The sequence below is a fragment of the Klebsiella sp. 4_1_44FAA genome, from assembly GCF_000238715.1.
In the GTDB taxonomy this organism is placed as follows: domain Bacteria; phylum Pseudomonadota; class Gammaproteobacteria; order Enterobacterales; family Enterobacteriaceae; genus Klebsiella; species Klebsiella pneumoniae.
Genome location: NZ_JH414799.1, coordinates 191,554 through 212,860 on the forward strand (window position 1 = coordinate 191,554; position 21,307 = coordinate 212,860).

Consider the following 21,307-nt stretch of genomic DNA (forward strand, 5'->3'; position numbering starts at 1 on the left):
ATTCGCCAGCGCTGAGAAGTGCTATTCTGCGCGCTTGCGACGACCCCCGGTATTCTCCGGCATTTGCATTCATTCATATTAACTATGCTGCACACGATCTCCAGGCAACGCGCCACGTTCATCTTTATTATCACGCTGCTCTGTTTTATTGGCCTTTTCAGCCCAGTCCAGGGCCGCGCCGCGGATCTCCCCGATCGGGCAGAGGTGCAGAGCCAGCTCAATACGTTAAACAAGCAAAAAGAACTGACTCCGCAGGACAAACTGGTCCAGCAGGATCTGACTCAGACGCTGGAAACGCTGGATAAAATCGAGCGTATCAAAAGCGAGACGGCACAGCTGCGACAGCAGGTCGAGCAGGCGCCGGCGAAGCTGCGCCAGGCGGTGGAGAGCCTCAATAACCTGAGCGATGTCCCGAACGACGACGCGACGCGCAAAACGCTAAGTACGCTCTCCCTGCGTCAGCTGGAGTCGCGCGTCACCCAGACGCTGGACGATCTGCAGAATGCGCAAAACGATCTGGCGACCTATAACAGCCAGCTGGTTTCCCTGCAAACGCAGCCGGAACGTGTGCAAAATGCGATGTTCAACGCCTCCCAGCAGCTGCAGCAGATCCGCAATCGTCTGAATGGCACCTCGGTGGGCGACGAGACCCTACGCCCGACCCAGCAGGTGCTGTTGCAGGCTCAACAGGCATTGCTCAACGCGCAGATCGAGCAACAGCGCAAGAGCCTCGAAGGCAACACTATCCTGCAGGATACCCTACAGAAGCAGCGTGACTACGTCACCGCCTGGAGCAACCGGCTGGAGCATCAGCTACAGCTGCTGCAGGAGGCCGTGAACAGCAAACGGCTGACCCTGACCGAGAAAACCGCCCAGGAGGCGGTTACCCCCGACGAAACGGCGCGTATTCAGGCCAACCCGCTGGTCAAGCAGGAGCTGGATATTAACCATCAGCTCAGCGAGAAGCTGATCCAGGCAACAGAGAACGGTAACCAGCTGGTGCAGCGCAATATCCAGGTCAAAAACTGGCTCGACCGCGCGCTGCAGTCTGAACGGGATATTAAAGAGCAAATTTCAGTTCTACGGGGGAGCCTGCTGCTGTCGCGTATTCTTTACCAACAGCAACAGACACTACCGTCGGCGGATGAGCTGCAGGATATGACCAACCGCATCGCCGACCTGCGGCTTGAACAGTTTGAGGTGAACCAGCAGCGCGACGCGCTGTTCCAGAGCGATGCCTTTGTCGCCAAACTGGAGGAGGGGCACAGCAGCGAAGTGAACGATGAAGTCCACGCCGCGCTACTGGAAGTGATCGACATGCGTCGCGAACTGCTTGATCAGTTCAACAAACAGTTGGGCAACCAGCTGATGATGGCCATCAACCTGCAGATCAACCAGCAGCAGCTGATGAGCGTCTCGAGCAGTCTGAAGGAAATTCTGACCCAGCAAATTTTCTGGGTGAACAGCAATAAACCGATGGACTGGGAGTGGATTAAGGCCTTCCCGGAGGCGCTGAAAGGTCAGTTTAAGGCGATGAAAATCACCGTGAACTGGGAAAAAGCGTGGCCTGCGGTGTTTGTCGCTTTCCTGGCCGGTTTACCGCTGCTGTTGATTGCCGGCCTCATCCGCTGGCGTCTGCAGTGGCTCAAGGATTATCAGGCAAAGCTTGCTTCCCAGGTGGGACAGCTGCGCAACGATACCCAGCTGCATACGCCGAAGGCGATCCTGATCGATCTGATCCGCGCCTTACCGGTGGTGCTGTTGATTCTGGCTATCGGTCTGATCTTACTCACCATGCAGTTAAATATTAGCGGACTGCTGTGGGCGTACAGTAAAAAGCTGGCTATGTTCTGGCTGGTGTTTGGCCTGTGCTGGAAAGTGCTGGAAAAGAACGGCGTCGCGGTCAACCACTTTAATATGCCGGCGCAGTTGACCAGCCACTGGCGGCGGCAGATTGTTCGCGTCAGCCTGGCGCTGCTGCCGCTGAATTTCTGGTCGGTGATTTCCGAACTGTCGCCGCTGAACCTGATGGACGACGTGCTGGGGCAGTTGGTGATTTTCTTCAACTTACTGCTGATCGCGGTGCTGGTTTGGCCGATGTGCCGGGAAAGTTGGCGCGATAAAGAGTCGCACAGCCTGCGCCTGCTGACGATCACGGTGTTGTCTATCGTTCCGGTGGCCCTGATGGTGCTGACGGCAACCGGCTACTTCTACACGACGCTGCGTCTGGCGGGACGCTGGATCGAGACCGTGTATCTGGTGATGATCTGGAACCTGCTGTACCAGACCGTGCTGCGCGGCCTGAGCGTGGCGGCGCGGCGTATCGCCTGGCGCCGCGCGCTGGCGCGCCGTCAACATCTGGTGAAGGAAGGGGCGGAAGGCGCCGAGCCGCAGGAAGAGCCAACTATCGCTCTCGAGCAGGTCAACCAGCAGACGCTGCGCATCACCATGTTGGTGATGGTCGCGCTGTTCGCAGTGATGTTCTGGGCGATTTGGTCTGATTTGATCACCGTTTTCGCCTACCTCGACAGCATTACCCTCTGGCACTACAACGGCACCGAGGCGGGGGCCAGCGTGGTGCGCAGCGTGACGATGGGCAGTTTGTTGTTCGCCATTGTGGCGTCAATGGTCGCCTGGGCGCTGATCCGCAACCTGCCGGGTTTGCTGGAGGTGCTGGTGCTGTCGCGGCTCAACATGCGTCAGGGGACCTCCTACGCCATCACCACCATTCTCAACTATGCGATTATCGCTATCGGGGCGATGACGGTATTCGGGGCGCTGGGTGTCTCCTGGGATAAACTGCAATGGCTGGCGGCCGCGCTGTCGGTTGGTTTAGGTTTTGGTCTGCAGGAGATCTTCGGTAACTTTGTCTCCGGCCTAATCATTCTGTTCGAACGTCCGGTGCGCATTGGGGATACGGTCACTATCGGAACCTTCTCGGGGACGGTAAGCAAAATCCGTATTCGCGCCACCACCATCACCGACTTCGATCGCAAAGAGGTGATTATCCCGAACAAGGCGTTCGTTACCGAGCGCTTGATCAACTGGTCGCTCTCGGACACCGTGACCCGGGTGGTGATCCGCCTCGGCGTCGCCTATGGCTCAGACCTGGATAAGGTGAAAGAGGTGCTGCTGAAGGCCGCGCACGATCATCCGAAAGTGATGCAGGAGCCGGCGCCAGCGGTTTTCTTCACCACCTTCGGGGCCAGTACCCTGGATCATGAACTGCGTCTGTATGTTCGAGAACTGCGCGATCGCAGCTACACGGTGGATGAGCTCAACCGCGCCATCGACCGCCTGTGCCGGGAGAATGACATCAACATTGCCTTTAACCAGCTGGAAGTTCATCTGCGCAATGAAAAAGGCGATGAAGTCACCGAAGTGAAACGGGACGGGAAAGGCGACGATCTGGCGCCCACCACCGCGTCCTGATCGAAGAGGGGCGGCGCAAAGCCGCCCCTGCTGTATCAGGGCGCCAGCGCGGCGAGTTCTTCATCGCTCAGCCCGGTGAGCTCCTGCACGGTTTGACGTTCGAGGCCGCGCGCCAGCATTCTGGCGGCGATGCTGCGAGTGGCGGCTTCTCGACCTTCCTGCTCACCCTCTTGCTGTCCCTGTTTACGGCCTTTCTCTTCCAGCCATTCGGCAATGGTCATCATCAGCTCCTTATGCCTGGGCGACTGCGCCGCCAGCGTGCGGATCAGCGCCCCCGGATGTTCCGTAGTTCCCGCCTGCAACATATAGCGCAGCAGCGTATTCAGCTGCGCTTCTGTCAGATAGCCTTGCGTCATCAGCGCAATCAGCGGCACCTGCAGCTCGGCCAGATCGCGATGGCGGATATGCTTTTGCAGCAGCTCCAGCATGGCCATCCGCCGATGACGGGCGATCTGATTATCTGGCATTACGGTGAGGTCCACCAGCGGAAAATCATTGCTATAGAGCGCCTTCGCCAGCGCCGGATCGGCGAATAGCTGTTGCCAGTTGCGGGCCCAGGGCCAGGGGCTCACTTTGCCGTGATAAAACAGAATCGGCACCACCAGCGGCAGAGTGTCGTGGCCGGCGTCCAGATGACGCTGCATGGCGGCCAGCGTATAGCGCAGCAGGCGAAACGCCATCAGCTTGTCCGGGGTACTCTGGTGCTCAATCAGCGCGTACACATAGCCCGGTCCATGACGCGTGCGCAGTGAGTAAAGGATATCGGAATAGCTGGCGCGCAGGTCCTCTTCAACAAAGCTACCGGAGACCAGCTGCAGCGAATCCAGTTCGCAGATCGCCAGAAACGGCGCGGGGAGGTACAACTGCAAAAAATCCTTCGCGACCGCCTGATGCATGAGCATCTGGCGAAACACCGCGTCGTGTGGGGTTTGACTGACTTTTTCCATCAATATTGTCTCCAGTGGCGTCATGCGCAGAGGACCAGACTGCCAGCACACTGCCGGAGACAACATCCTACTTCTCTGGGTTTTGCGACCCGCTTTCCGCGTTTTTTAACTTGTTTGCATAATCCCGCCGGACAATTTCCAGCGCGCTCAGCACGGTTTGCGCCGGGATCTGATGCGATTCCAGCAACATGATTAAATCGACGGCCAGTTTGACCTCATCGGATGCATTTTCCAGCGACATCGGGCTCTCCTGTTAGCGCGTCAGCCGCGCCAGTACGTTTTCAATCTTGTCCAGCGCCTGTCGGCAGCGCGCCAACCGGCCGCTGTAGGCTTCAACTTCTTTCCCCAGCCGCTGCTGCTCGTCAAGGCTGGTCGCCTGCGCCAGCTGACGCTGGCGTTGGTCGCGCATCGCCAGCAGGCGGCGCTCATACTCCTGATGCTGCAGGCGACGGCGCTGCCAGCGGCTCAACGTTGGCGACGCGTGGTCCCAACTGCGCAAGGACCAGGTGGCGGTTTCACGGCGCAGCGCGGCGATTTGCGCCGCCAGACGCTCGGCAATCCAGACCACCTGCGGCAGCTGCTGGCGCTCGATGGCCTGGCGGAGCTGGTTAAAGTTGTGTTGGGCTTCCGCCAGATAGGCCTGCATCAGCGTGCTGCGGGTGTGGAAGAGCTGGCGGTCAAAGCGCGGGCTGAGGGTCGCGTGCTCCGCCAGCGGCGCCACCAGCGCGGCCAGCTCGCTGAGCTGGTCGTTCAGCGTTTGTAAAAGTTGAGCAGTTTTCACCAACCCCCTCCATTTTCCGTCAGCCAATTGTGCTACAGTAGCCTCATCTGTTTGATAACGATTCGCATTATGCCACCTGTTATTTTAACCATTATCGGCTGGCTGGCGGTAGCGCTGGGTACGCTGGGCGTCTTCTTACCGTTGCTGCCGACGACGCCGTTTATTCTGCTCGCCGCCTGGTGCTTTGCCCGCTCATCGCCGCGCTTTCACCAGTGGCTGCTGTATCGCTCCTGGTTTGGCGGCTATCTTCGCCACTGGCAACAGTACCGCGCCATGCCTCGCGGCGCTAAACCGCGCGCCATTGCGATGATCGTGGTGACTTTTGCTATTTCGCTATGGCTGGTTAAGCTTACGTGGGTGCGCATCATGCTGTTGGTCATTCTGGCCTGTCTGCTGATCTTTATGTGGCGCATTCCGGTGGTTGACGCAAAGCAACAAAAGCACTGATGCGCAATAATGCCTGTTGCAATTGTTGCCGACAGCCAGTAAATTCTGGCGTTTTCGAGCGCGGGCAAGCCTGGTCAAAGGTTAAACAAATGTTTCTTTGGCCCCTTTTGCACGCCCGTGGGTAATACCGTTTCAATCAGGCATACACTTATGACCGCAACTGCACAGCAGCTTGAATATCTGAAGAACAGCATCCAGAGTATCGAGGATTATCCAAAACCTGGCATTCTTTTCCGCGATGTCACCAGCTTACTGGAAGACCCGAAGGCCTACGCGCTTAGCATTGAACTGCTGACCGAGCGCTACAAAGACGCGGGTATTACCAAAGTGGTAGGGACTGAGGCGCGTGGCTTCCTGTTCGGCGCACCGGTTGCGCTGGCGCTGGGCGTGGGCTTTGTTCCGGTACGCAAGCCGCGTAAGTTGCCGCGTGAAACCATCGCCGAGACCTATGAGCTGGAGTATGGCACCGATCAGCTGGAGATCCACGTTGACGCCATTAAACCGGGCGATAAAGTGCTGGTGGTTGACGATCTGCTGGCGACCGGCGGCACTATCGACGCCACGGTCAAACTGATCCGCCGCCTCGGCGGCGAAGTGCACGATGCCGCTTTCATTATCAATCTCTTCGATCTGGGCGGCGAACAGCGCCTGGAGAAGCTGGGGATCCACTGCTACAGTCTGGTGCCGTTCCCGGGCCACTAAGCAAATCCCTCCACATAGCCTCGCCGATCGGGCGGGGCTGTGATAGCATGACCCCTTCGTGATTTCACCTTCCAGCGTTTCAGAGCCAGCCCATGAGTTATCAGGTCTTAGCCCGTAAATGGCGCCCACAAACCTTTGCTGACGTCGTCGGCCAGGAACATGTGCTGACCGCACTGGCGAACGGCTTGTCGTTAGGGCGCATTCATCACGCTTATCTTTTTTCCGGTACCCGCGGGGTCGGGAAGACCTCCATCGCCCGTCTGCTGGCGAAAGGGTTAAACTGTGAAACCGGCATCACCGCCACCCCCTGCGGCGTGTGCGATAACTGCCGGGAAATTGAACAGGGGCGCTTTGTCGATCTGATTGAGATTGACGCCGCCTCGCGAACCAAAGTCGAAGATACCCGCGATCTGCTGGACAACGTCCAGTACGCGCCGGCCCGCGGCCGCTTTAAGGTCTATCTCATCGACGAAGTCCATATGCTGTCGCGTCACAGCTTCAACGCGTTGTTAAAAACGCTGGAGGAGCCGCCGGCGCACGTCAAATTCCTGCTGGCGACAACGGATCCGCAGAAGCTGCCGGTAACGATCTTATCCCGCTGCCTGCAGTTCCACCTGAAGGCGCTGGACGTTGAACAGATCCGCCATCAGCTGGAGCATATTCTTGGCGAAGAGCAGATTGCCTTTGAGCCCCGCGCGCTGCAGCTGTTGTCGCGGGCGGCCGATGGCAGCCTGCGCGATGCCTTAAGCCTGACCGATCAGGCGATTGCCAGTGGGGAAGGGCAGCTGACGGCCGCATCGGTGAGCACCATGCTCGGCACCCTTGATGACGATCAGGCGCTGTCGCTGATTGAAGCGCTGGTTGCTGCCGACGGCGAGCGGGTCATGGCGGGCGTCAATGACGCCGCCGCACGCGGCGTCGAGTGGGAGGCGCTGCTGGTCGAGATGCAGAGCCTGCTGCACCGCATCGCCATGGTTCAGCTGTCGCCTTCGGCGCTGGGCGCCGACATGGCCGCGGTCGAAGTGCGGATGCGCGAACTGGCGCGAACCGTACCGCCCGGCGACGTTCAGCTCTACTACCAAACGCTGCTGATTGGCCGCAAAGAGCTGCCTTACGCCCCGGACCGGCGGATGGGCGTCGAAATGACGCTGCTGCGTGCCCTGGCGTTTCATCCGCGTAAGCCGCTGCCGGAGCCGGAGGTGCAGCCGGCACAGGCCGCCGCGCCCGCGCCGCGTCAGCCGGTTGCCCCCGCCGCGCCGCCGCCACAGTCGCCGCAGAGTTTGCCGCCGACCACCAGCCAGGTGCTGGCGGCCCGCAGCCACCTGCAGCGCAGTCAGGGAGCAACCACCCCAAAAAAGAGTGAACCGGCAGCCGCTTCCCGCGCGCGGCCGGTGAATAACGCTGCGCTGGAGCGACTGAGTTCGATTACCGAGCGCGTCCAGGCTCGTCCGGCCGCGGCCGCGCTGGAGCAGGCCCCGGCGAAGAAAGAGGCCTATCGCTGGAAGGCGACGACGGTGGTGGAAGAGAGCAAAGTCGAAGTCGCCACGCCCAAAGCGCTGAAAAAGGCGCTGGAGCATGAGAAGACGCCGGAGCTGGCGGCCAAGCTCGCCGAAGAAGCGGTCGAGCGCGACAGCTGGGCGGCGGAAGTGAGCCAGCTGGCGGTACCGAAGCTGGTCGAGCAGGTGGCGCTCAACGCGTGGAAAGAGCAGGAGGGCAGCCGCGTCTGTCTGCATCTGCGTCCCAGCCAGCGCCACCTCAATTCCGCCAGCGCGCAGCAAAAGCTGGCTGAAGCGCTGGGGGTGTTGTACGGTACGCCGGTTGAATTGACCATCGTGGAAGACGATAATCCCGCGATGCGTACGCCGCTGGAGTGGCGGCAGGCTATTTATGAAGAGAAGCTCGCGCAGGCGCGCGAAGCCATTATCGCGGATAATAACATTCAGACCCTGCGTCGTTTCTTCGACGCCGATCTGGATGAAGAGAGTATTCGCCCCATTTGAATGCCAGTCTGACTGGCATTCAGTACCTTTAACGATGACTGACTGAGAGAGAAGCCTATGTTTGGTGGAAAAGGCGGCCTGGGTAACCTGATGAAGCAGGCCCAGCAGATGCAAGAGAAAATGCAGAAGATGCAGGAAGAGATCGCTCAGCTGGAAGTAACCGGCGAATCCGGCGCGGGTCTGGTGAAAGTGACCATTAACGGCGCGCACAACTGCCGCCGTGTGGAGATCGACCCAAGCCTGCTGGAAGACGACAAAGAGATGCTCGAAGATCTGGTGGCTGCCGCGTTCAACGACGCCGCGCGCCGTATCGAAGAGACCCAGAAAGAGAAGATGGCTTCCGTTTCTGCCGGTATGCAACTGCCGCCAGGCTTCAAGATGCCGTTCTGATGCAAACCAGCCCGCTGTTAACTCAGCTTATGGAAGCGCTGCGCTGTCTGCCGGGCGTCGGCCCGAAGTCAGCGCAGCGCATGGCGTTTACCCTGCTGCAGCGCGATCGCAGCGGCGGGATGCGCCTGGCGCAGGCGCTGACGCGTGCGATGTCGGAGATCGGCCACTGCGCCGATTGCCGCACCTTCACCGAGCAGGAGGTGTGCAATATCTGCAGCAACCCGCGTCGCCAGGAAAACGGCCAGATCTGCGTGGTAGAGAGTCCGGCGGACATCTATGCCATTGAGCAGACCGGGCAGTATTCCGGCCGCTACTTCGTGCTGATGGGGCACCTGTCGCCGCTCGACGGCATCGGGCCTGATGACATCGGGCTCGATCGCCTGGAGCAACGGCTGGAGGCGGAGTCGATCACCGAGGTGATCCTCGCCACCAACCCGACCGTTGAGGGCGAGGCGACGGCCAACTACATCGCAGAGCTGTGCGCGCAGTATGGCGTCGACGCCAGCCGAATCGCCCACGGCGTGCCGGTGGGCGGCGAGCTGGAGATGGTCGACGGCACCACGCTGTCCCACTCCCTGGCCGGTCGCCACAAGATTACTTTCTGAACAAATGGAGGCGGCCTTCGCCGCCTCCGCTTGAAAAATTTCCCCGCTGTCCCCATCTCCCACTCAACGGTTTTTTACCCATTTAAAATGGCATTGTTGAGGTTGAATCAGATGAAAGGACAAGAAACTCGTGGTTTTCAGTCAGAAGTAAAACAGCTTCTGCACCTGATGATCCATTCCCTCTATTCCAACAAAGAAATCTTTCTGCGTGAGCTGATTTCCAACGCCTCTGATGCGGCCGATAAGCTGCGTTTCCGCGCGCTGTCGCAGCCGGATTTGTATGAGGGAGACGGCGAGCTGCGCGTGCGGGTTTCGTTTGATAAAGACAACCGCACCCTGACCATCGCCGATAACGGTATCGGTATGAACCGGGAAGAGGTTATCGACCATCTCGGCACCATCGCCAAATCCGGCACCAAAGCGTTCCTCGAATCGATGGGTTCTGACCAGGCGAAGGATAGCCAGCTGATCGGTCAGTTCGGCGTCGGCTTCTATTCGGCCTTCATCGTGGCGGACAAAGTGACCGTGCGTACCCGTGCGGCGGGCGACAAGCCGGAAAACGGCGTGTTCTGGGAATCCGCCGGCGAAGGCGAATATACCGTAGCTGATATCACCAAAGCCGATCGCGGCACCGAAATCACCCTGCATCTGCGCGAAGGCGAAGATGATTTCCTCAACGACTGGCGCGTGCGCTCTATCATCAGCAAGTATTCCGACCATATCGCGCTGCCGGTTGAGATTGAAAAACGGGAAGAGAAAGACGGCGAAACCGTGGTTTCGTGGGAAAAAATCAACAAGGCGCAGGCCCTGTGGACCCGCAGCAAATCCGAAGTTAACGACGACGAATACAAAGAGTTTTATAAGCATATCGCTCACGACTACAGCGACCCGCTGACCTGGAGCCACAACCGCGTGGAAGGTAAGCAGGAGTACACCAGCCTGCTGTATATCCCGTCGCAGGCGCCGTGGGATATGTGGAACCGCGATCATAAACACGGCCTGAAGCTGTACGTCCAGCGTGTGTTCATCATGGACGACGCCGAGCAATTTATGCCGAACTACCTGCGCTTCGTGCGCGGCCTGATCGATTCCAACGATCTGCCGCTGAACGTCTCCCGTGAAATCCTGCAGGACAGCAGCGTGACCCGCAACCTGCGCACTGCGCTGACCAAACGCGCGCTGCAGATGCTGGATAAGCTGGCGAAAGACGACGCTGAAAAATACCATACCTTCTGGAAACAGTTCGGCCTGGTGCTGAAAGAGGGCCCGGCGGAAGATCCGAGCAACCAGGAAGCGATCGCCAAACTGCTGCGTTTCGCAACCACCCATACCGACTCCTCCGCGCAGACCGTATCGCTGGAAGAGTATGTCTCACGCATGAAAGAAGGTCAGGAGAAGATCTACTACATCACAGCCGACAGCTATGCGGCGGCGAAGAGCAGCCCGCACCTCGAGCTGCTGCGTAAGAAAGGGATCGAAGTGCTGCTGCTCTCCGATCGCATCGACGAGTGGATGATGAGCTACCTGACTGAGTTCGACGGCAAAGCGTTCCAGTCTGTCGCTAAAGCCGACGAGTCGCTGGACAAGCTGGCGGATGAAGTAGACGAGTCCACCAAAGAAGCCGAAAAAGCGCTGGAGCCGTTCGTTGAGCGGGTGAAAAACCTGCTTGGCGACCGGGTGAAAGAGGTGCGTCTGACCCATCGTCTGACCGACACCCCGGCGATTGTCACTACCGATGCCGATGAGATGAGCACTCAGATGGCGAAGCTGTTCGCGGCAGCGGGCCAGGCGGCGCCGGAAGTGAAATACATCTTCGAACTGAACCCGGCGCATCAGCTGGTGAAACGCGCGGCTGATACCCAGGATGACGCCCAGTTCGGCGAATGGGTGGAACTGCTGCTGGATCAGGCGCTGCTGGCCGAGCGCGGCACGCTGGAAGATCCGAACCAGTTTATCCGTCGTATGAACCAGCTGCTGGCTTCCTGACACGAAGCTGAACGAGTAGCCCGGCCGAGCGACGCGACGCCGGGAACGGGATAAATGCCCCGTCTGAGCGATGTGCTCAGGCGGGGCATTTCACATTGGATTGCATAAAATATCTCACCATTAACCGTTTCAGCCGCACCGCCTTCCTTGAGCCATCGCCGTTCTGGTGGTATGGTTTAGCGTTTTTGAAAAATTGAATCGACTTTTGAGGGGATTTTCGTAATGCGTATTATTCTGCTTGGCGCTCCGGGCGCGGGTAAAGGAACTCAGGCTCAGTTCATCATGGAGAAATACGGTATTCCGCAAATCTCCACCGGCGATATGCTGCGCGCGGCGGTAAAATCCGGCTCTGAGCTCGGTAAGCAAGCGAAAGACATTATGGACGCTGGCAAGCTGGTGACCGATGAGCTGGTCATCGCGCTGGTGAAAGAGCGTATCGCCCAGGAAGATTGCCGTAACGGCTTCCTGCTGGACGGCTTCCCGCGGACCATTCCGCAGGCTGACGCCATGAAAGAGGCGGGCATTACCGTTGATTACGTGCTGGAATTCGACGTGCCGGACGAACTGATCGTCGACCGCATCGTTGGCCGTCGCGTCCACGCGGCATCCGGTCGCGTATACCACATCAAATTCAATCCGCCGAAGGTGGAAGGCAAAGACGACGTGACCGGCGAAGAGCTGACCACCCGTAAAGACGATCAGGAAGAGACCGTGCGTAAGCGTCTGGTAGAATACCATCAGATGACAGCGCCGCTGATCGGCTACTACACCAAAGAAGCGCAGGCGGGCAACACCAAATACGCCAAAGTCGACGGCACCAAAGCGGTAGCTGACGTGCGCGCCGAACTGGAAAAAATCCTCGGCTGATAAAGCCTTTTCTCATCCTGCTGCGGCAGGATGAGAACTCCTCTCATTTCTACCTTTTGCTATGATTGGTTCCGTTTAGCGCCATTTCAGCTACAATTGGCTGCGATTCAAATGGTTAAGAGGCGGTAATGCATCAGACGAAAACAGGTATCTTGCTGGCCAATTTAGGCACTCCCGATGCGCCCACCCCCGGGGCGGTGAAGCGCTATCTGCGACAATTCCTCAGCGACAAACGGGTGGTGGATACGTCTCGTCTGCTATGGTGGCCGCTGCTGCGCGGCGTCATACTGCCGATTCGCTCCCCGCGTGTGGCGAAGCTCTATCAGTCCGTGTGGATGGAAGAGGGATCGCCGCTGATGGTGTATAGTCGTCGCCAGCAGCAGGCGCTGGCTGCCAGGCTGCCGGATACCCCGGTGGCGCTGGGCATGAGCTATGGTTCACCGTCACTGGCCAGCGCGGTGGATGACTTACTGGCGCAGGGGGTGGAGCACATCGTGGTGCTGCCGCTGTATCCGCAATATTCCTGCTCGACGGTGGCCGCCGTCTGGGACGAACTGGCGCGGATTCTGGCGAAAAAGCGCGCCATTCCGGGTATCTCGTTTATTCGCGACTATGCCGAACATCCGGACTATATCCATGCGCTGGCGGCCAGCGTGCGCGCTTCCTTCGCTGTCCATGGGGAACCGGATCTGCTGCTGCTCTCCTATCATGGGATCCCGCAGCGCTATGCCAACCAGGGCGATGATTATCCTCAGCGCTGTCGCGATACGACGCGGGAACTGGTTTCCGCGCTGGGGCTGCCGCCGGAGCGGGTGATGATGACTTTCCAGTCGCGCTTTGGCCGGGAACCCTGGCTGACGCCGTACACCGATGAAACGCTAAAGATGCTCGGCGAGAAAGGGACGAAGCATATTCAGGTGCTGTGCCCGGGGTTTGCCGCCGACTGTCTCGAAACGCTGGAAGAAATCGCCGTCCAGAACCGGGAAATATTCCTCGAAGCAGGCGGCAAGCAATATGAATATATTCCGGCGCTTAATGCGGACGCAGCGCATATTGAGATGATGGTCAATCTGACGGCGCCTTATCGCTGATCGCGCGCAGGGCGGGGAATATGCTACTATTTCCCGCTTGTTCCCTGTTATTTAAGCGCCACTATGAAATTTCCCGGTAAACGCAAATCTAAACACTATTTTCCCGTTAACGCCCGCGATCCGCTGCTGCAGCAAATTCAGCCGGAGAATGAATCCAGCGTCTCCTGGGTGGTCGGTATCGACCAGACGCTGGTGGATATCGAAGCGAAAGTGGATGAGGCGTTTATCGTGCGCTACGGCCTGAGCGCGGGCCATTCGCTGGTGATTGAAGATGACGTCGCCGAGGCGCTGTACCAGGAGCTGGTGCGCAACAATCTCATTACCCATCAGTTTGCCGGCGGCACCATCGGCAATACCATGCACAACTACTCGGTGCTGGCGGACGATCGCTCGGTGCTGCTTGGCGTGATGTGCAGCAATATCGAAATCGGCGGCTACGCCTATCGTTACCTGTGCAATACCTCCAGCCGCACCGATCTGAACTATCTGCAGGGCGTCGACGGCGCCATTGGCCGCTGCTTTACCCTGATCGGTGACAGCGGCGAGCGCACCTTCGCCATCAGCCCGGGCCACATGAACAAGCTGCGTCCCGAAAGCATTCCGGAAGCGGTGATCGCCGGCGCCTCGGCGCTGGTGCTGACCTCTTACCTGGTCCGCTGCAAGCCGGGCGAGCCGATGCCGGACGCCACGATGAAGGCTATTGAGTATGCCAAAAAGCACGATGTGCCGGTGGTGTTAACCCTCGGAACCAAATACGTGATTGCCGATAACCCGGCGTGGTGGCAGGAGTTCCTGCAGGAGCATGTCTCTATTCTGGCAATGAACGAAGAGGAAGGGGAAGCGCTGACCGGCTTTGCCGATCCGCTGTCAGCGGCGAATAAGGCGCTGGACTGGGTCGACCTGGTGCTGTGCACCGCCGGCCCGGCGGGCCTGTATATGGCGGGCTTCACCGAAGAAGAGGCGAAGCGGAAAACCCAGCATCCGCTGCTGCCGGGGGCGATCCCGGAGTTTAACCAGTTTGAATTCAGCCGCGCGATGCGTCACCAGGATTGCGTTAATCCGCTGCGCATATATTCCCATATCGCTCCCTATATGGGCGGCCCCGAGAAGATCATGAACACCAACGGCGCAGGCGACGGCGCGCTGGCGGCGCTGCTGCATGACATCACCGCCAATAACTACCACCGCAATAACGTCCCCAACTCCAGCAAGCACAAATGCAAATGGCTGACCTACTCCTCGCTGGCGCAGGTGTGTAAATATGCCAACCGCGTGAGCTATCAGGTGCTGAACCAGCACTCGCCGCGTTTAACTCGCGGCCTGCCGGAGCGTGAGGACAGCCTGGAAGAGGCGTACTGGGATCGGTAAGCGCGTCCCTCTCCCGGCGGGGAGAGGGCAGTACATCAGCCGGTGACCACTTCGCCGGCCGGTGGCGTTTCCAGAAGCCGCAGCATGGCGCGGGCAATTTCCCGTTCGCCCATCACCACCTGATTGGCTCCGCGATCGATAATGTAGTCCACTTCGTCATCATAATGGGCGCGGGCGATAATCTCGATATTCGGACATTTTTCCCGTGCGGAAGCGACAATCTCTCCGGCCTCGTAGCCGTTAGGGATTGTCAGCAGCAGCCAGCGGGCGCAATCGAGATGCGCCAGCTCCATGATCTCTTCATTGGCGGCATTGCCGAGCACCGCGCTGATCCCGCGCTCGCGTAGCTCATCCACGCGGGTGCGCGAGGTTTCAACCACCACCAGCGGGATCCCCTGGGCCATCAGCTTCTCGCCCAGCAGGCTGCCGACGCGGCCGAAGCCTACCAACAGCGCGTGGTTGCAGATATCGACCGGCACCTGCTTCTCGTCTTCCAGGACCTCTTCCAGCGTCTGCTCGTCGAGGGTTTCGGTTTTATCGAGATATTTTTCCAGCAGGGTAAACAGCACCGGGTTGAGCATAATTGAGATGATCGCCCCGGCCAGCACCAGATTTTGTCCGGCCTGCGGCAGCAGGTTAAGCGCCATTCCCAGGCCGGCGAGAATAAAGGCAAACTCGCCAATCTGCGCCAGGCTGGCGGCGATGGTCAGCGCAGTGCGCGGCGAGTGACCAAACATCCGCACAAGGAAAAAGGCGGCTGCGGATTTACCAAAGATAATAATCGCCAGCGTCGCCAGCACCGCCAGCGGCTGTTGGACCAGCACCATCGGGTCAAACAGCATGCCGACGGAGACGAAGAACAGCACCGCGAAGGCGTCGCGCAGCGGCAGGGTGTCATGGGCGGCGCGGTGGCTGAGCTCGGATTCGTTAAGCACCATGCCGGCAAAGAAGGCGCCGAGGGCAAAAGAGACATCAAACAGCTCCACGGCGCCGAAGGCGATGCCCAGCGCCAGGGCCAGCACCGACAGAGTGAACAGCTCGCGTGAGCCGGTGGCGGCGCTGCGCGACATGATCCACGGCACCAGCCGGCGGCCGACCAGCATCATAATGGCGATAAAGGCCACCACTTTGCCAATGGTGATCCCGAGGTCGAGGGCCAGGGACGCGAAGCCGACGTTGCCTTTCTCCGCCATACCGGCAATCGCCGGCAGCAGGACCAGCGTCAGGACCATCACCAGGTCTTCCACAATCAGCCAGCCGATGGCGATTTGCCCGCGCTGGCTGTCAATCAGTTGTCGTTCCTCCAGCGCGCGCAGCAGCACTACGGTACTGGCGGTGGAGAGGCACAGGCCAAAGACGATGCCGGTCATCAGCGACCAGCCGAGGGCGGCGGAGAGCGCCATACCCAGCAGCGTCGCCACGGCTATCTGGGCGATAGCCCCGGGGATGGCGATCGATTTTACCGCCATCAGGTCTTTAAGTGAGAAATGCAGCCCGACGCCGAACATCAGCAGAATGACGCCAAGTTCCGCCAGTTCCGGAGCCAGTTTGGTGTCAGCAACAAAGCCAGGGGTGAAAGGTCCGGCCAGCACGCCCGCTAAGAGATATCCCACCAGAGGAGAAATACGTAGCTTATTGGCAATCATGCCGAGAATAAAGGCGAGCACGAGGCCGCCGACTATGGTGGTGATAAGCGGTGTTGCGTGGTGCATTCCGTCTCCTTTCCAGTGGTGTATCGGTCCATTTTGCTACCCTGTCCGGGTAATAGTTTATGACAAAAACGTTCACTTTGTTTATGAATAATTCTTGAGTTGTGCAAAAAAATGCAATTAGCCGATGAAAAGGCACAGAAGGGAAAATGGCGGGGGGAAATCGTGGAACAGGCTGATGACACAAGGGTTAACGGCGGCCAGGGTTGCACTTTGGCCGCCGAATAATCAGGCTTTTTGCCGGTTATCAGGAAGGAATATCGTCAGGAATCCCAGCAGCGGCAGGAAGGCGCAGATTTTATAAACCAGATCGATGCTGGTATGGTCCGCCAGCAGGCCTAACACCGCGGCGCCAAGGCCGCCCATGCCAAAGGCGAAGCCGAAAAACAGGCCAGAAACCATGCCGATGCGTCCCGGCAGCAGTTCCTGCGCATAGACCAGAATAGCGGAAAAGGCCGAGGCGAGGATAAAACCAATGATCACCGTTAAAATCCCCGTCCATTCAAGGCTGGCGTAGGGTAAAACAAGGGTGAAAGGCGCTACGCCGAGGATAGAACCCCAAATCACATACTTACGCCCAATTTTATCGCCAACAGGCCCGCCAATCACCGTCCCGGCAGCCACTGCGAACAGGAAGGCAAACAGATGAAGCTGGGCGTTTTGCACCGTTAAGCCGAATTTATGCATCAGATAAAAGGTGTAATAGCTGCTAATGCTCGCCATATAGAAATATTTCGAGAAAATCAGCATCAGCAGAATGCCTACCGCCAGAATGACCTTCTTGCGCGGCAGCGGATTAACGATGGCCGGTTTCGGTTTGCCCTTATTCATTCGATGCTGCGCGGCATACCAGCGGCTGATTTGCGACAGCACGACAATAGCCAACAGAGCGGCCAGCACAAACCAGGCGACGTTGCCTTTGCCGTACGGGGCGATGATCACCGCCGCCAGCAATGGGCCAAGCGAGCTGCCGAAGTTGCCGCCCACCTGGAACAGCGACTGGGCCAGGCCGTGACGGCCGCCGGAGGCCATCCGCGCTACGCGGGACGATTCCGGATGGAAAACCGAGGAGCCGGTACCTACCAGCGCGGCGGCCAGCAGCACCATGCCGAAGCTACCGGCCAGCGCGAGGAGAATCAAACCGCAGAGGGTGAAGCACATGCCCACCGGCAGCGACCACGGCATCGAGCGTTTATCGGTGATGTAGCCAATCACCGGCTGGAATAGCGATGAGGTGAGCTGGAAGGTCAGGGTGATCATGCCGATCTGCACGAAGGTAAGGGAGAACTCCGCCTGCAGCAGCGGGTAGATAGCGAGAATAAGCGACTGGATCATATCGTTAAGCAAATGGGACAGGCTGATCGCGCCTAAGATGCCAAACGAGGTGCGTGCTTTTTGCGGCGGCGCAGCGGGGCCGGACAAGGGTTGAGCGGTCTGATTGATTGCCATAGGTTCACGTCACTTTTTTATATAGCTTTCGTCTTTTGTCCGCCATGGCGACTGCCCTGATTTTCCCGGCTACTGCATGGGAAATATGACGAACGGGCTGACGCAATGCCATACAACGCGAAGGCGTATAGAGGATGCAGGTAGAATTATTATCCGACTAACATACCTGTTGATAAGGTTTGAAGGAAGTCGCAATTCTGAAAACATATTTGTCAACGCGACTCACTCGCTATACTTTCGGCACTTGGGATTAAGTCAGGGAGTGAAGCATGCATTATTTCAAACACAGCGTAGCGCTGGCGCTATTCGCCGCTTTATCGCTGGGCAGCCTGTCGGCACAGGCCTATGAGCAGGATAAAACCTATAAAATTACCATCCTGCACACCAACGATCACCACGGCCATTTCTGGCGCAATGACTACGGCGAATATGGCCTGGCGGCGCAGAAAACGCTGGTCGATGGCATCCGGAAAGAGGTGGCGGCGGAAGGGGGAAGCGTCCTGCTGTTATCCGGCGGCGATATTAATACCGGCGTACCGGAGTCTGATTTACAGGATGCAGAGCCCGATTTTCGCGGCATGAACCTGATCGGCTACGACGCGATGGCGGTGGGGAACCATGAATTTGATAATCCGCTGAGCGTGCTGCGCCAGCAGGAAAAGTGGGCTAAGTTCCCGTTCCTGTCGGCCAATATTTATCAGAAAAGCACCGGCGAACGGCTGTTCAAACCCTGGGCGCTGTTTAAGCGCGGTGGGCTGAAAATCGCGGTGATTGGCTTAACCACCGACGATACGGCCAAGATTGGCAATCCGGAATATTTCACCGATATTGAATTCCGCAAACCGGCGGAAGAGGCGAAGCTGGTTATCCAGGAGCTGCAGCAGAATGAAAAGCCGGACGTGATCCTGGCCACCACCCATATGGGCCATTACGACAATGGCAACCACGGCTCTAATGCGCCGGGCGATGTTGAAATGGCGCGGAGTTTACCTGCGGGATCGCTGGCGATGATCGTCGGCGGTCACTCGCAGGATCCGGTATGCATGGCGGCGGAAAATAAAAAGCAGGTCGATTATGTGCCAGGCACCCCGTGCGCTCCGGATCGTCAGAACGGCATCTGGATCGTCCAGGCGCATGAGTGGGGCAAATACGTCGGCCGCGCCGATTTTGAGTTCCGCAACGGCGAGATGAAGCTGGTGCACTATCAGCTGATCCCGGTCAACCTGAAGAAAAAAGTGACTTACGATAACGGCCAAAGCGAGCGGGTGCTGTATACGCCGCAGATCGCCGAGAACCCGCAGATGATGTCGCTGCTGACGCCGTTCCAGAACAAAGGCAAGGCACAGCTGCAGGTCAAAATCGGCAGCGTGAATGGTCATCTGGAGGGCGACCGCAGTAAAGTGCGCTTTGTGCAGACCAATATGGGCCACCTGCTGCTGGCGGCGCAAATGGCGCGCAGCAACGCGGATTTCGCGGTGATGAGCGGCGGCGGGATCCGCGACTCCATTGAGGCGGGGGATATCACCTACAAAGATGTGATGAAGGTCCAGCCGTTCGGCAATGTGCTGACCTATGTCGATATGAGCGGCAAGGAGGTAGTGGATTACCTGACCGCCGTCGCGCAGATGAAGCCGGATTCCGGCGCTTATCCGCAGTTTGCCAACGTCAGTTTCGTGGCCAAAGACGGTAAGCTGAACGATCTGAAAATCAAAGGCGAACCGGTGGATCCGGCGAAGACCTATCGGATGGCGACGCTGAGCTTTAACGCCACCGGCGGCGATGGCTATCCGAACATCGCCGATAAACCCGGGTATGTGAATACCGGCTTTATCGATGCCGAAGTGCTGAAAGAGTATATCGAGAAGAACTCGCCGCTGGATGCCGCCGCCTATGAGCCGAAAGGCGAGGTGAGCTGGCAGTAAGCCTGGGCTTCAGGTTGGCTATTTCCCCGGTGGCGCTACGCTTACCGGGGCTACAAGTTGGGTATCCCGGATAAGGCGCGTGCGCCGCTATCCGGGATCGTTTTATCAATCGCGGCGGGCGATATCGGCGAACTTCGCATCGAGAAGCTGCGCCAGATCGCTGGCCGCCAGCTCAATATCCAGCCCGCGTTTGCCGCCGGAAATATAGATGGTGGCAAATTCCTGCGCCGGGGCGTCAATCACCGTCGGCAGGCGCTTCTTCTGCCCCAGCGGACTGATGCCGCCCACCAGATAGCCGGTGATACGCTGCGCCACCATCGGGTCGGCCATGTCGACTTTCTTAGCGCCCAGCGCTTTCGCCACTTTCTTCAAATCCAGCTGCCCGGCGACCGGAGTGACGGCCACCGCCAGATGCTTCATATCGCCGTTCACGGCGACCAGCAAGGTCTTGTAAACCTGGTCGGCATTGAGGCCGAGCTTGCGCACCACTTCATCTCCGAAGTTGGTCTCATTAGGATCGTGATCGTAACTGTGGATCTGAAAGGAAATTTTGTTTTTTTCGAGTAATTTAACGGCGGGAGTCATAGCTATCCTTCTTACCAACCGGTTTTGCGTGACGTCAGAATACGCCCGCAGGTTGTCTAAAAAATAGTACCATCTTGCGCAATAGTGTTGGCAGTGATGGTCACTTTGAGCGACAATCAGACGATCCGGGATGCAAATCCCGGGATAATAATAATGATGAAATTCCTCTTTGACGGGCCAATAGCAATATTGGCCATTTTTTTTATGTCAGCATATCCGGCAGATTCCCTTCGCCATACAGGTGCAGCGCGCCGACGGCAACCACGTAGCGCCCCGGCGGCAAGGCCAGCAGCGTCTCGCGCCAGGCGAGGTTGCGCTGGTGCATCAGCACATCATATAAAGACTGGCTAAAGGTCGTCGGCAGCGATACCGCGCCGCGCGACGGCGGTTGCTCCAGCCACCAGCCGATCATGACCTGCAGTAAACGGGCGTTGGTGCGCCAGTGGGTCAGTGTATCCTCCAGCAGCGCCATCCCCCCGTCGGGCAGATCGCGCAGCAGTGCGATTTGGCTGTCGGCGCCTTCCAGCTCCATCACCGCTATGTTGCTCTCGCGGGCGGCCATCAGCAACTGATAATCGATGCCGTAATCTGGTCGCAGCCCCAGCTTCTGCGCCTGGGTGGCCTGCAGGACCATCGCCACCTGCCACAGCGGCTGGCTGTCGAACAGCCCGACCGACAGGCCCAGCTCGCCGGTTCGCGCCTCTAGCTCGCTCAGCTGCGCATCGCTCAGGCGTTCCGCCAGCGGTGGGTAAGTGGGGAGATCGCTAAACGGTGTTTCATTGCCGCTGATATCGGCCTCGACGATTAACGCATCGGCCTGGCGTATTTTTTTCAGAAGCTTCGCCGGCGGCGGCGCCATGTCGCGGGTGCCCATATGGATACTGCCGACGAGGTGCAAATAGCGTTCGCCGGGCAGGACGATATCCATCGCAGGCCAGGAATAAGACGAGCCGACGGCGGCTCGCCACAGCATTTTTATCCGGTTTAACAGGCCCATACGCGCTCCGAAGTGTGAGGACTTCATGC

Annotated in this window: 18 protein-coding genes and 1 other annotated feature; of the genes, 11 read left to right on the forward strand and 7 right to left on the reverse strand. The window is 58.5% G+C overall.

Features of this window, described 5'->3' with window-relative positions; translation table 11 throughout:
• Positions 1–84: 84 nt before the first annotated feature.
• Entirely contained in the window at positions 85–3,432 is a 3,348-nt protein-coding gene (gene mscK / locus HMPREF1024_RS19510; protein WP_004177234.1) for a mechanosensitive channel MscK, read from the forward strand.
• A gap of 35 nt (positions 3,433–3,467) precedes the next feature.
• Here mscK and HMPREF1024_RS19505 read toward each other — a convergent pair whose 3' ends face one another.
• From HMPREF1024_RS19505 to priC, 3 genes are all read right to left on the reverse strand, one after another.
• Positions 3,468–4,379 carry an Rpn family recombination-promoting nuclease/putative transposase gene (locus tag HMPREF1024_RS19505; RefSeq protein ID WP_009307956.1) on the reverse strand — a complete coding sequence of 304 codons (912 nt, stop codon included), beginning with the start codon at positions 4,377–4,379 and terminating at the stop codon, positions 3,468–3,470.
• Between the two features lie 67 nt (positions 4,380–4,446).
• Entirely contained in the window at positions 4,447–4,620 is a 174-nt protein-coding gene (gene rsmS / locus HMPREF1024_RS19500; protein WP_002892136.1) for a pleiotropic regulatory protein RsmS, read from the reverse strand.
• Between the two features lie 12 nt (positions 4,621–4,632).
• Positions 4,633–5,160 carry a primosomal replication protein N'' gene (priC, locus tag HMPREF1024_RS19495; protein ID WP_009307957.1) on the reverse strand — a complete coding sequence of 176 codons (528 nt, stop codon included), beginning with the start codon at positions 5,158–5,160 and terminating at the stop codon, positions 4,633–4,635.
• A 69-nt stretch (positions 5,161–5,229) separates the two neighbouring features.
• Between priC and HMPREF1024_RS19490 the strand changes: the two genes are divergently transcribed.
• The 9 genes from HMPREF1024_RS19490 to HMPREF1024_RS19450 all read left to right on the forward strand — a co-directional run bounded on the left by HMPREF1024_RS19490 (position 5,230) and on the right by HMPREF1024_RS19450 (position 14,616).
• The gene (locus tag HMPREF1024_RS19490) at positions 5,230–5,607 is read left to right on the forward strand and encodes a DUF454 family protein (protein ID WP_002892144.1); all 378 of its coding nucleotides are present in this window, start codon (positions 5,230–5,232) and stop codon (positions 5,605–5,607) included.
• Between the two features lie 150 nt (positions 5,608–5,757).
• Positions 5,758–6,309 carry an adenine phosphoribosyltransferase gene (gene apt, locus HMPREF1024_RS19485; RefSeq protein WP_002892145.1) on the forward strand — a complete coding sequence of 184 codons (552 nt, stop codon included), beginning with the start codon at positions 5,758–5,760 and terminating at the stop codon, positions 6,307–6,309.
• Positions 6,310–6,401: 92 nt separating this feature from the next.
• Positions 6,402–8,309, forward strand: coding sequence for a DNA polymerase III subunit gamma/tau (gene dnaX / locus HMPREF1024_RS19480; RefSeq protein WP_004147381.1), 1,908 nt, complete (start codon positions 6,402–6,404; stop codon positions 8,307–8,309).
• Positions 7,642–7,706, forward strand: a sequence feature (DnaX frameshifting element). It overlaps the preceding gene by 65 nt.
• A 57-nt stretch (positions 8,310–8,366) precedes the next feature.
• A complete protein-coding gene (locus HMPREF1024_RS19475) occupies positions 8,367–8,699 on the forward strand; it encodes a YbaB/EbfC family nucleoid-associated protein (protein ID WP_002892173.1) in 333 nt (110 codons plus the stop codon).
• Positions 8,699–9,304, forward strand: coding sequence for a recombination mediator RecR (recR, locus tag HMPREF1024_RS19470; protein ID WP_002892177.1), 606 nt, complete (start codon positions 8,699–8,701; stop codon positions 9,302–9,304). The genes HMPREF1024_RS19475 and recR overlap by 1 nt, the downstream gene beginning before the upstream one ends.
• A 111-nt stretch (positions 9,305–9,415) precedes the next feature.
• Positions 9,416–11,290, forward strand: coding sequence for a molecular chaperone HtpG (gene htpG, locus HMPREF1024_RS19465; protein WP_009307958.1), 1,875 nt, complete (start codon positions 9,416–9,418; stop codon positions 11,288–11,290).
• A 222-nt stretch (positions 11,291–11,512) separates the two neighbouring features.
• The gene (gene adk, locus HMPREF1024_RS19460) at positions 11,513–12,157 is read left to right on the forward strand and encodes an adenylate kinase (RefSeq protein ID WP_002892184.1); all 645 of its coding nucleotides are present in this window, start codon (positions 11,513–11,515) and stop codon (positions 12,155–12,157) included.
• A gap of 128 nt (positions 12,158–12,285) precedes the next feature.
• Complete coding sequence (gene hemH / locus HMPREF1024_RS19455) at positions 12,286–13,248, forward strand: ferrochelatase (RefSeq protein WP_002892189.1); 963 nt, start codon at positions 12,286–12,288, stop codon at positions 13,246–13,248.
• 63 nt (positions 13,249–13,311) lie between these two features.
• The gene (locus tag HMPREF1024_RS19450; protein ID WP_002892192.1) at positions 13,312–14,616 is read left to right on the forward strand and encodes an inosine/guanosine kinase; all 1,305 of its coding nucleotides are present in this window, start codon (positions 13,312–13,314) and stop codon (positions 14,614–14,616) included.
• A 35-nt stretch (positions 14,617–14,651) separates the two neighbouring features.
• Here the strand turns inward: HMPREF1024_RS19450 and ybaL are convergent, their stop codons facing one another.
• Complete coding sequence (ybaL, locus tag HMPREF1024_RS19445; RefSeq protein WP_002892195.1) at positions 14,652–16,328, reverse strand: YbaL family putative K(+) efflux transporter; 1,677 nt, start codon at positions 16,326–16,328, stop codon at positions 14,652–14,654.
• Between the two features lie 225 nt (positions 16,329–16,553).
• Complete coding sequence (locus HMPREF1024_RS19440) at positions 16,554–17,774, reverse strand: MFS transporter (RefSeq protein ID WP_004147385.1); 1,221 nt, start codon at positions 17,772–17,774, stop codon at positions 16,554–16,556.
• A 269-nt stretch (positions 17,775–18,043) separates the two neighbouring features.
• Here HMPREF1024_RS19440 and ushA point away from each other — a divergent pair, with 269 nt between their 5' ends.
• On the forward strand, positions 18,044–19,696 hold the full coding sequence (gene ushA / locus HMPREF1024_RS19435) for a bifunctional UDP-sugar hydrolase/5'-nucleotidase UshA (RefSeq protein ID WP_004191627.1): 1,653 nt from the start codon (positions 18,044–18,046) through the stop codon (positions 19,694–19,696).
• A 105-nt stretch (positions 19,697–19,801) separates the two neighbouring features.
• Here the strand turns inward: ushA and ybaK are convergent, their stop codons facing one another.
• Together ybaK and HMPREF1024_RS19425 are read right to left on the reverse strand one after the other, a co-directional pair.
• Positions 19,802–20,281: a Cys-tRNA(Pro)/Cys-tRNA(Cys) deacylase YbaK gene (gene ybaK / locus HMPREF1024_RS19430; RefSeq protein ID WP_002892205.1), complete on the reverse strand. Its 480-nt coding sequence runs from the start codon at positions 20,279–20,281 to the stop codon at positions 19,802–19,804.
• Between the two features lie 202 nt (positions 20,282–20,483).
• Positions 20,484–21,278, reverse strand: a complete 795-nt coding sequence (locus HMPREF1024_RS19425; protein ID WP_004178774.1) for a TraB/GumN family protein — start codon at positions 21,276–21,278, stop codon at positions 20,484–20,486.
• Positions 21,279–21,307: the final 29 nt, after the last annotated feature.

Excerpts from the sequence above, each read along its gene's own strand:
- mscK (WP_004177234.1), top strand. The coding sequence starts at position 85 with ATGCTGCACACGATCTCCAGGCAACGCGCCACGTTCATCTTTATTATC.
- HMPREF1024_RS19505 (WP_009307956.1), bottom strand. The coding sequence starts at position 4,379 with ATGGAAAAAGTCAGTCAAACCCCACACGACGCGGTGTTTCGCCAGATG.
- rsmS (WP_002892136.1), bottom strand. The coding sequence starts at position 4,620 with ATGTCGCTGGAAAATGCATCCGATGAGGTCAAACTGGCCGTCGATTTA.
- HMPREF1024_RS19490 (WP_002892144.1), top strand. The coding sequence starts at position 5,230 with ATGCCACCTGTTATTTTAACCATTATCGGCTGGCTGGCGGTAGCGCTG.
- apt (WP_002892145.1), top strand. The coding sequence starts at position 5,758 with ATGACCGCAACTGCACAGCAGCTTGAATATCTGAAGAACAGCATCCAG.
- dnaX (WP_004147381.1), top strand. The coding sequence starts at position 6,402 with ATGAGTTATCAGGTCTTAGCCCGTAAATGGCGCCCACAAACCTTTGCT.
- HMPREF1024_RS19475 (WP_002892173.1), top strand. The coding sequence starts at position 8,367 with ATGTTTGGTGGAAAAGGCGGCCTGGGTAACCTGATGAAGCAGGCCCAG.
- recR (WP_002892177.1), top strand. The coding sequence starts at position 8,699 with ATGCAAACCAGCCCGCTGTTAACTCAGCTTATGGAAGCGCTGCGCTGT.
- htpG (WP_009307958.1), top strand. The coding sequence starts at position 9,416 with ATGAAAGGACAAGAAACTCGTGGTTTTCAGTCAGAAGTAAAACAGCTT.
- adk (WP_002892184.1), top strand. The coding sequence starts at position 11,513 with ATGCGTATTATTCTGCTTGGCGCTCCGGGCGCGGGTAAAGGAACTCAG.
- hemH (WP_002892189.1), top strand. The coding sequence starts at position 12,286 with ATGCATCAGACGAAAACAGGTATCTTGCTGGCCAATTTAGGCACTCCC.
- HMPREF1024_RS19450 (WP_002892192.1), top strand. The coding sequence starts at position 13,312 with ATGAAATTTCCCGGTAAACGCAAATCTAAACACTATTTTCCCGTTAAC.
- ybaL (WP_002892195.1), bottom strand. The coding sequence starts at position 16,328 with ATGCACCACGCAACACCGCTTATCACCACCATAGTCGGCGGCCTCGTG.
- HMPREF1024_RS19440 (WP_004147385.1), bottom strand. The coding sequence starts at position 17,774 with ATGGCAATCAATCAGACCGCTCAACCCTTGTCCGGCCCCGCTGCGCCG.
- ushA (WP_004191627.1), top strand. The coding sequence starts at position 18,044 with ATGCATTATTTCAAACACAGCGTAGCGCTGGCGCTATTCGCCGCTTTA.
- ybaK (WP_002892205.1), bottom strand. The coding sequence starts at position 20,281 with ATGACTCCCGCCGTTAAATTACTCGAAAAAAACAAAATTTCCTTTCAG.
- HMPREF1024_RS19425 (WP_004178774.1), bottom strand. The coding sequence starts at position 21,278 with ATGGGCCTGTTAAACCGGATAAAAATGCTGTGGCGAGCCGCCGTCGGC.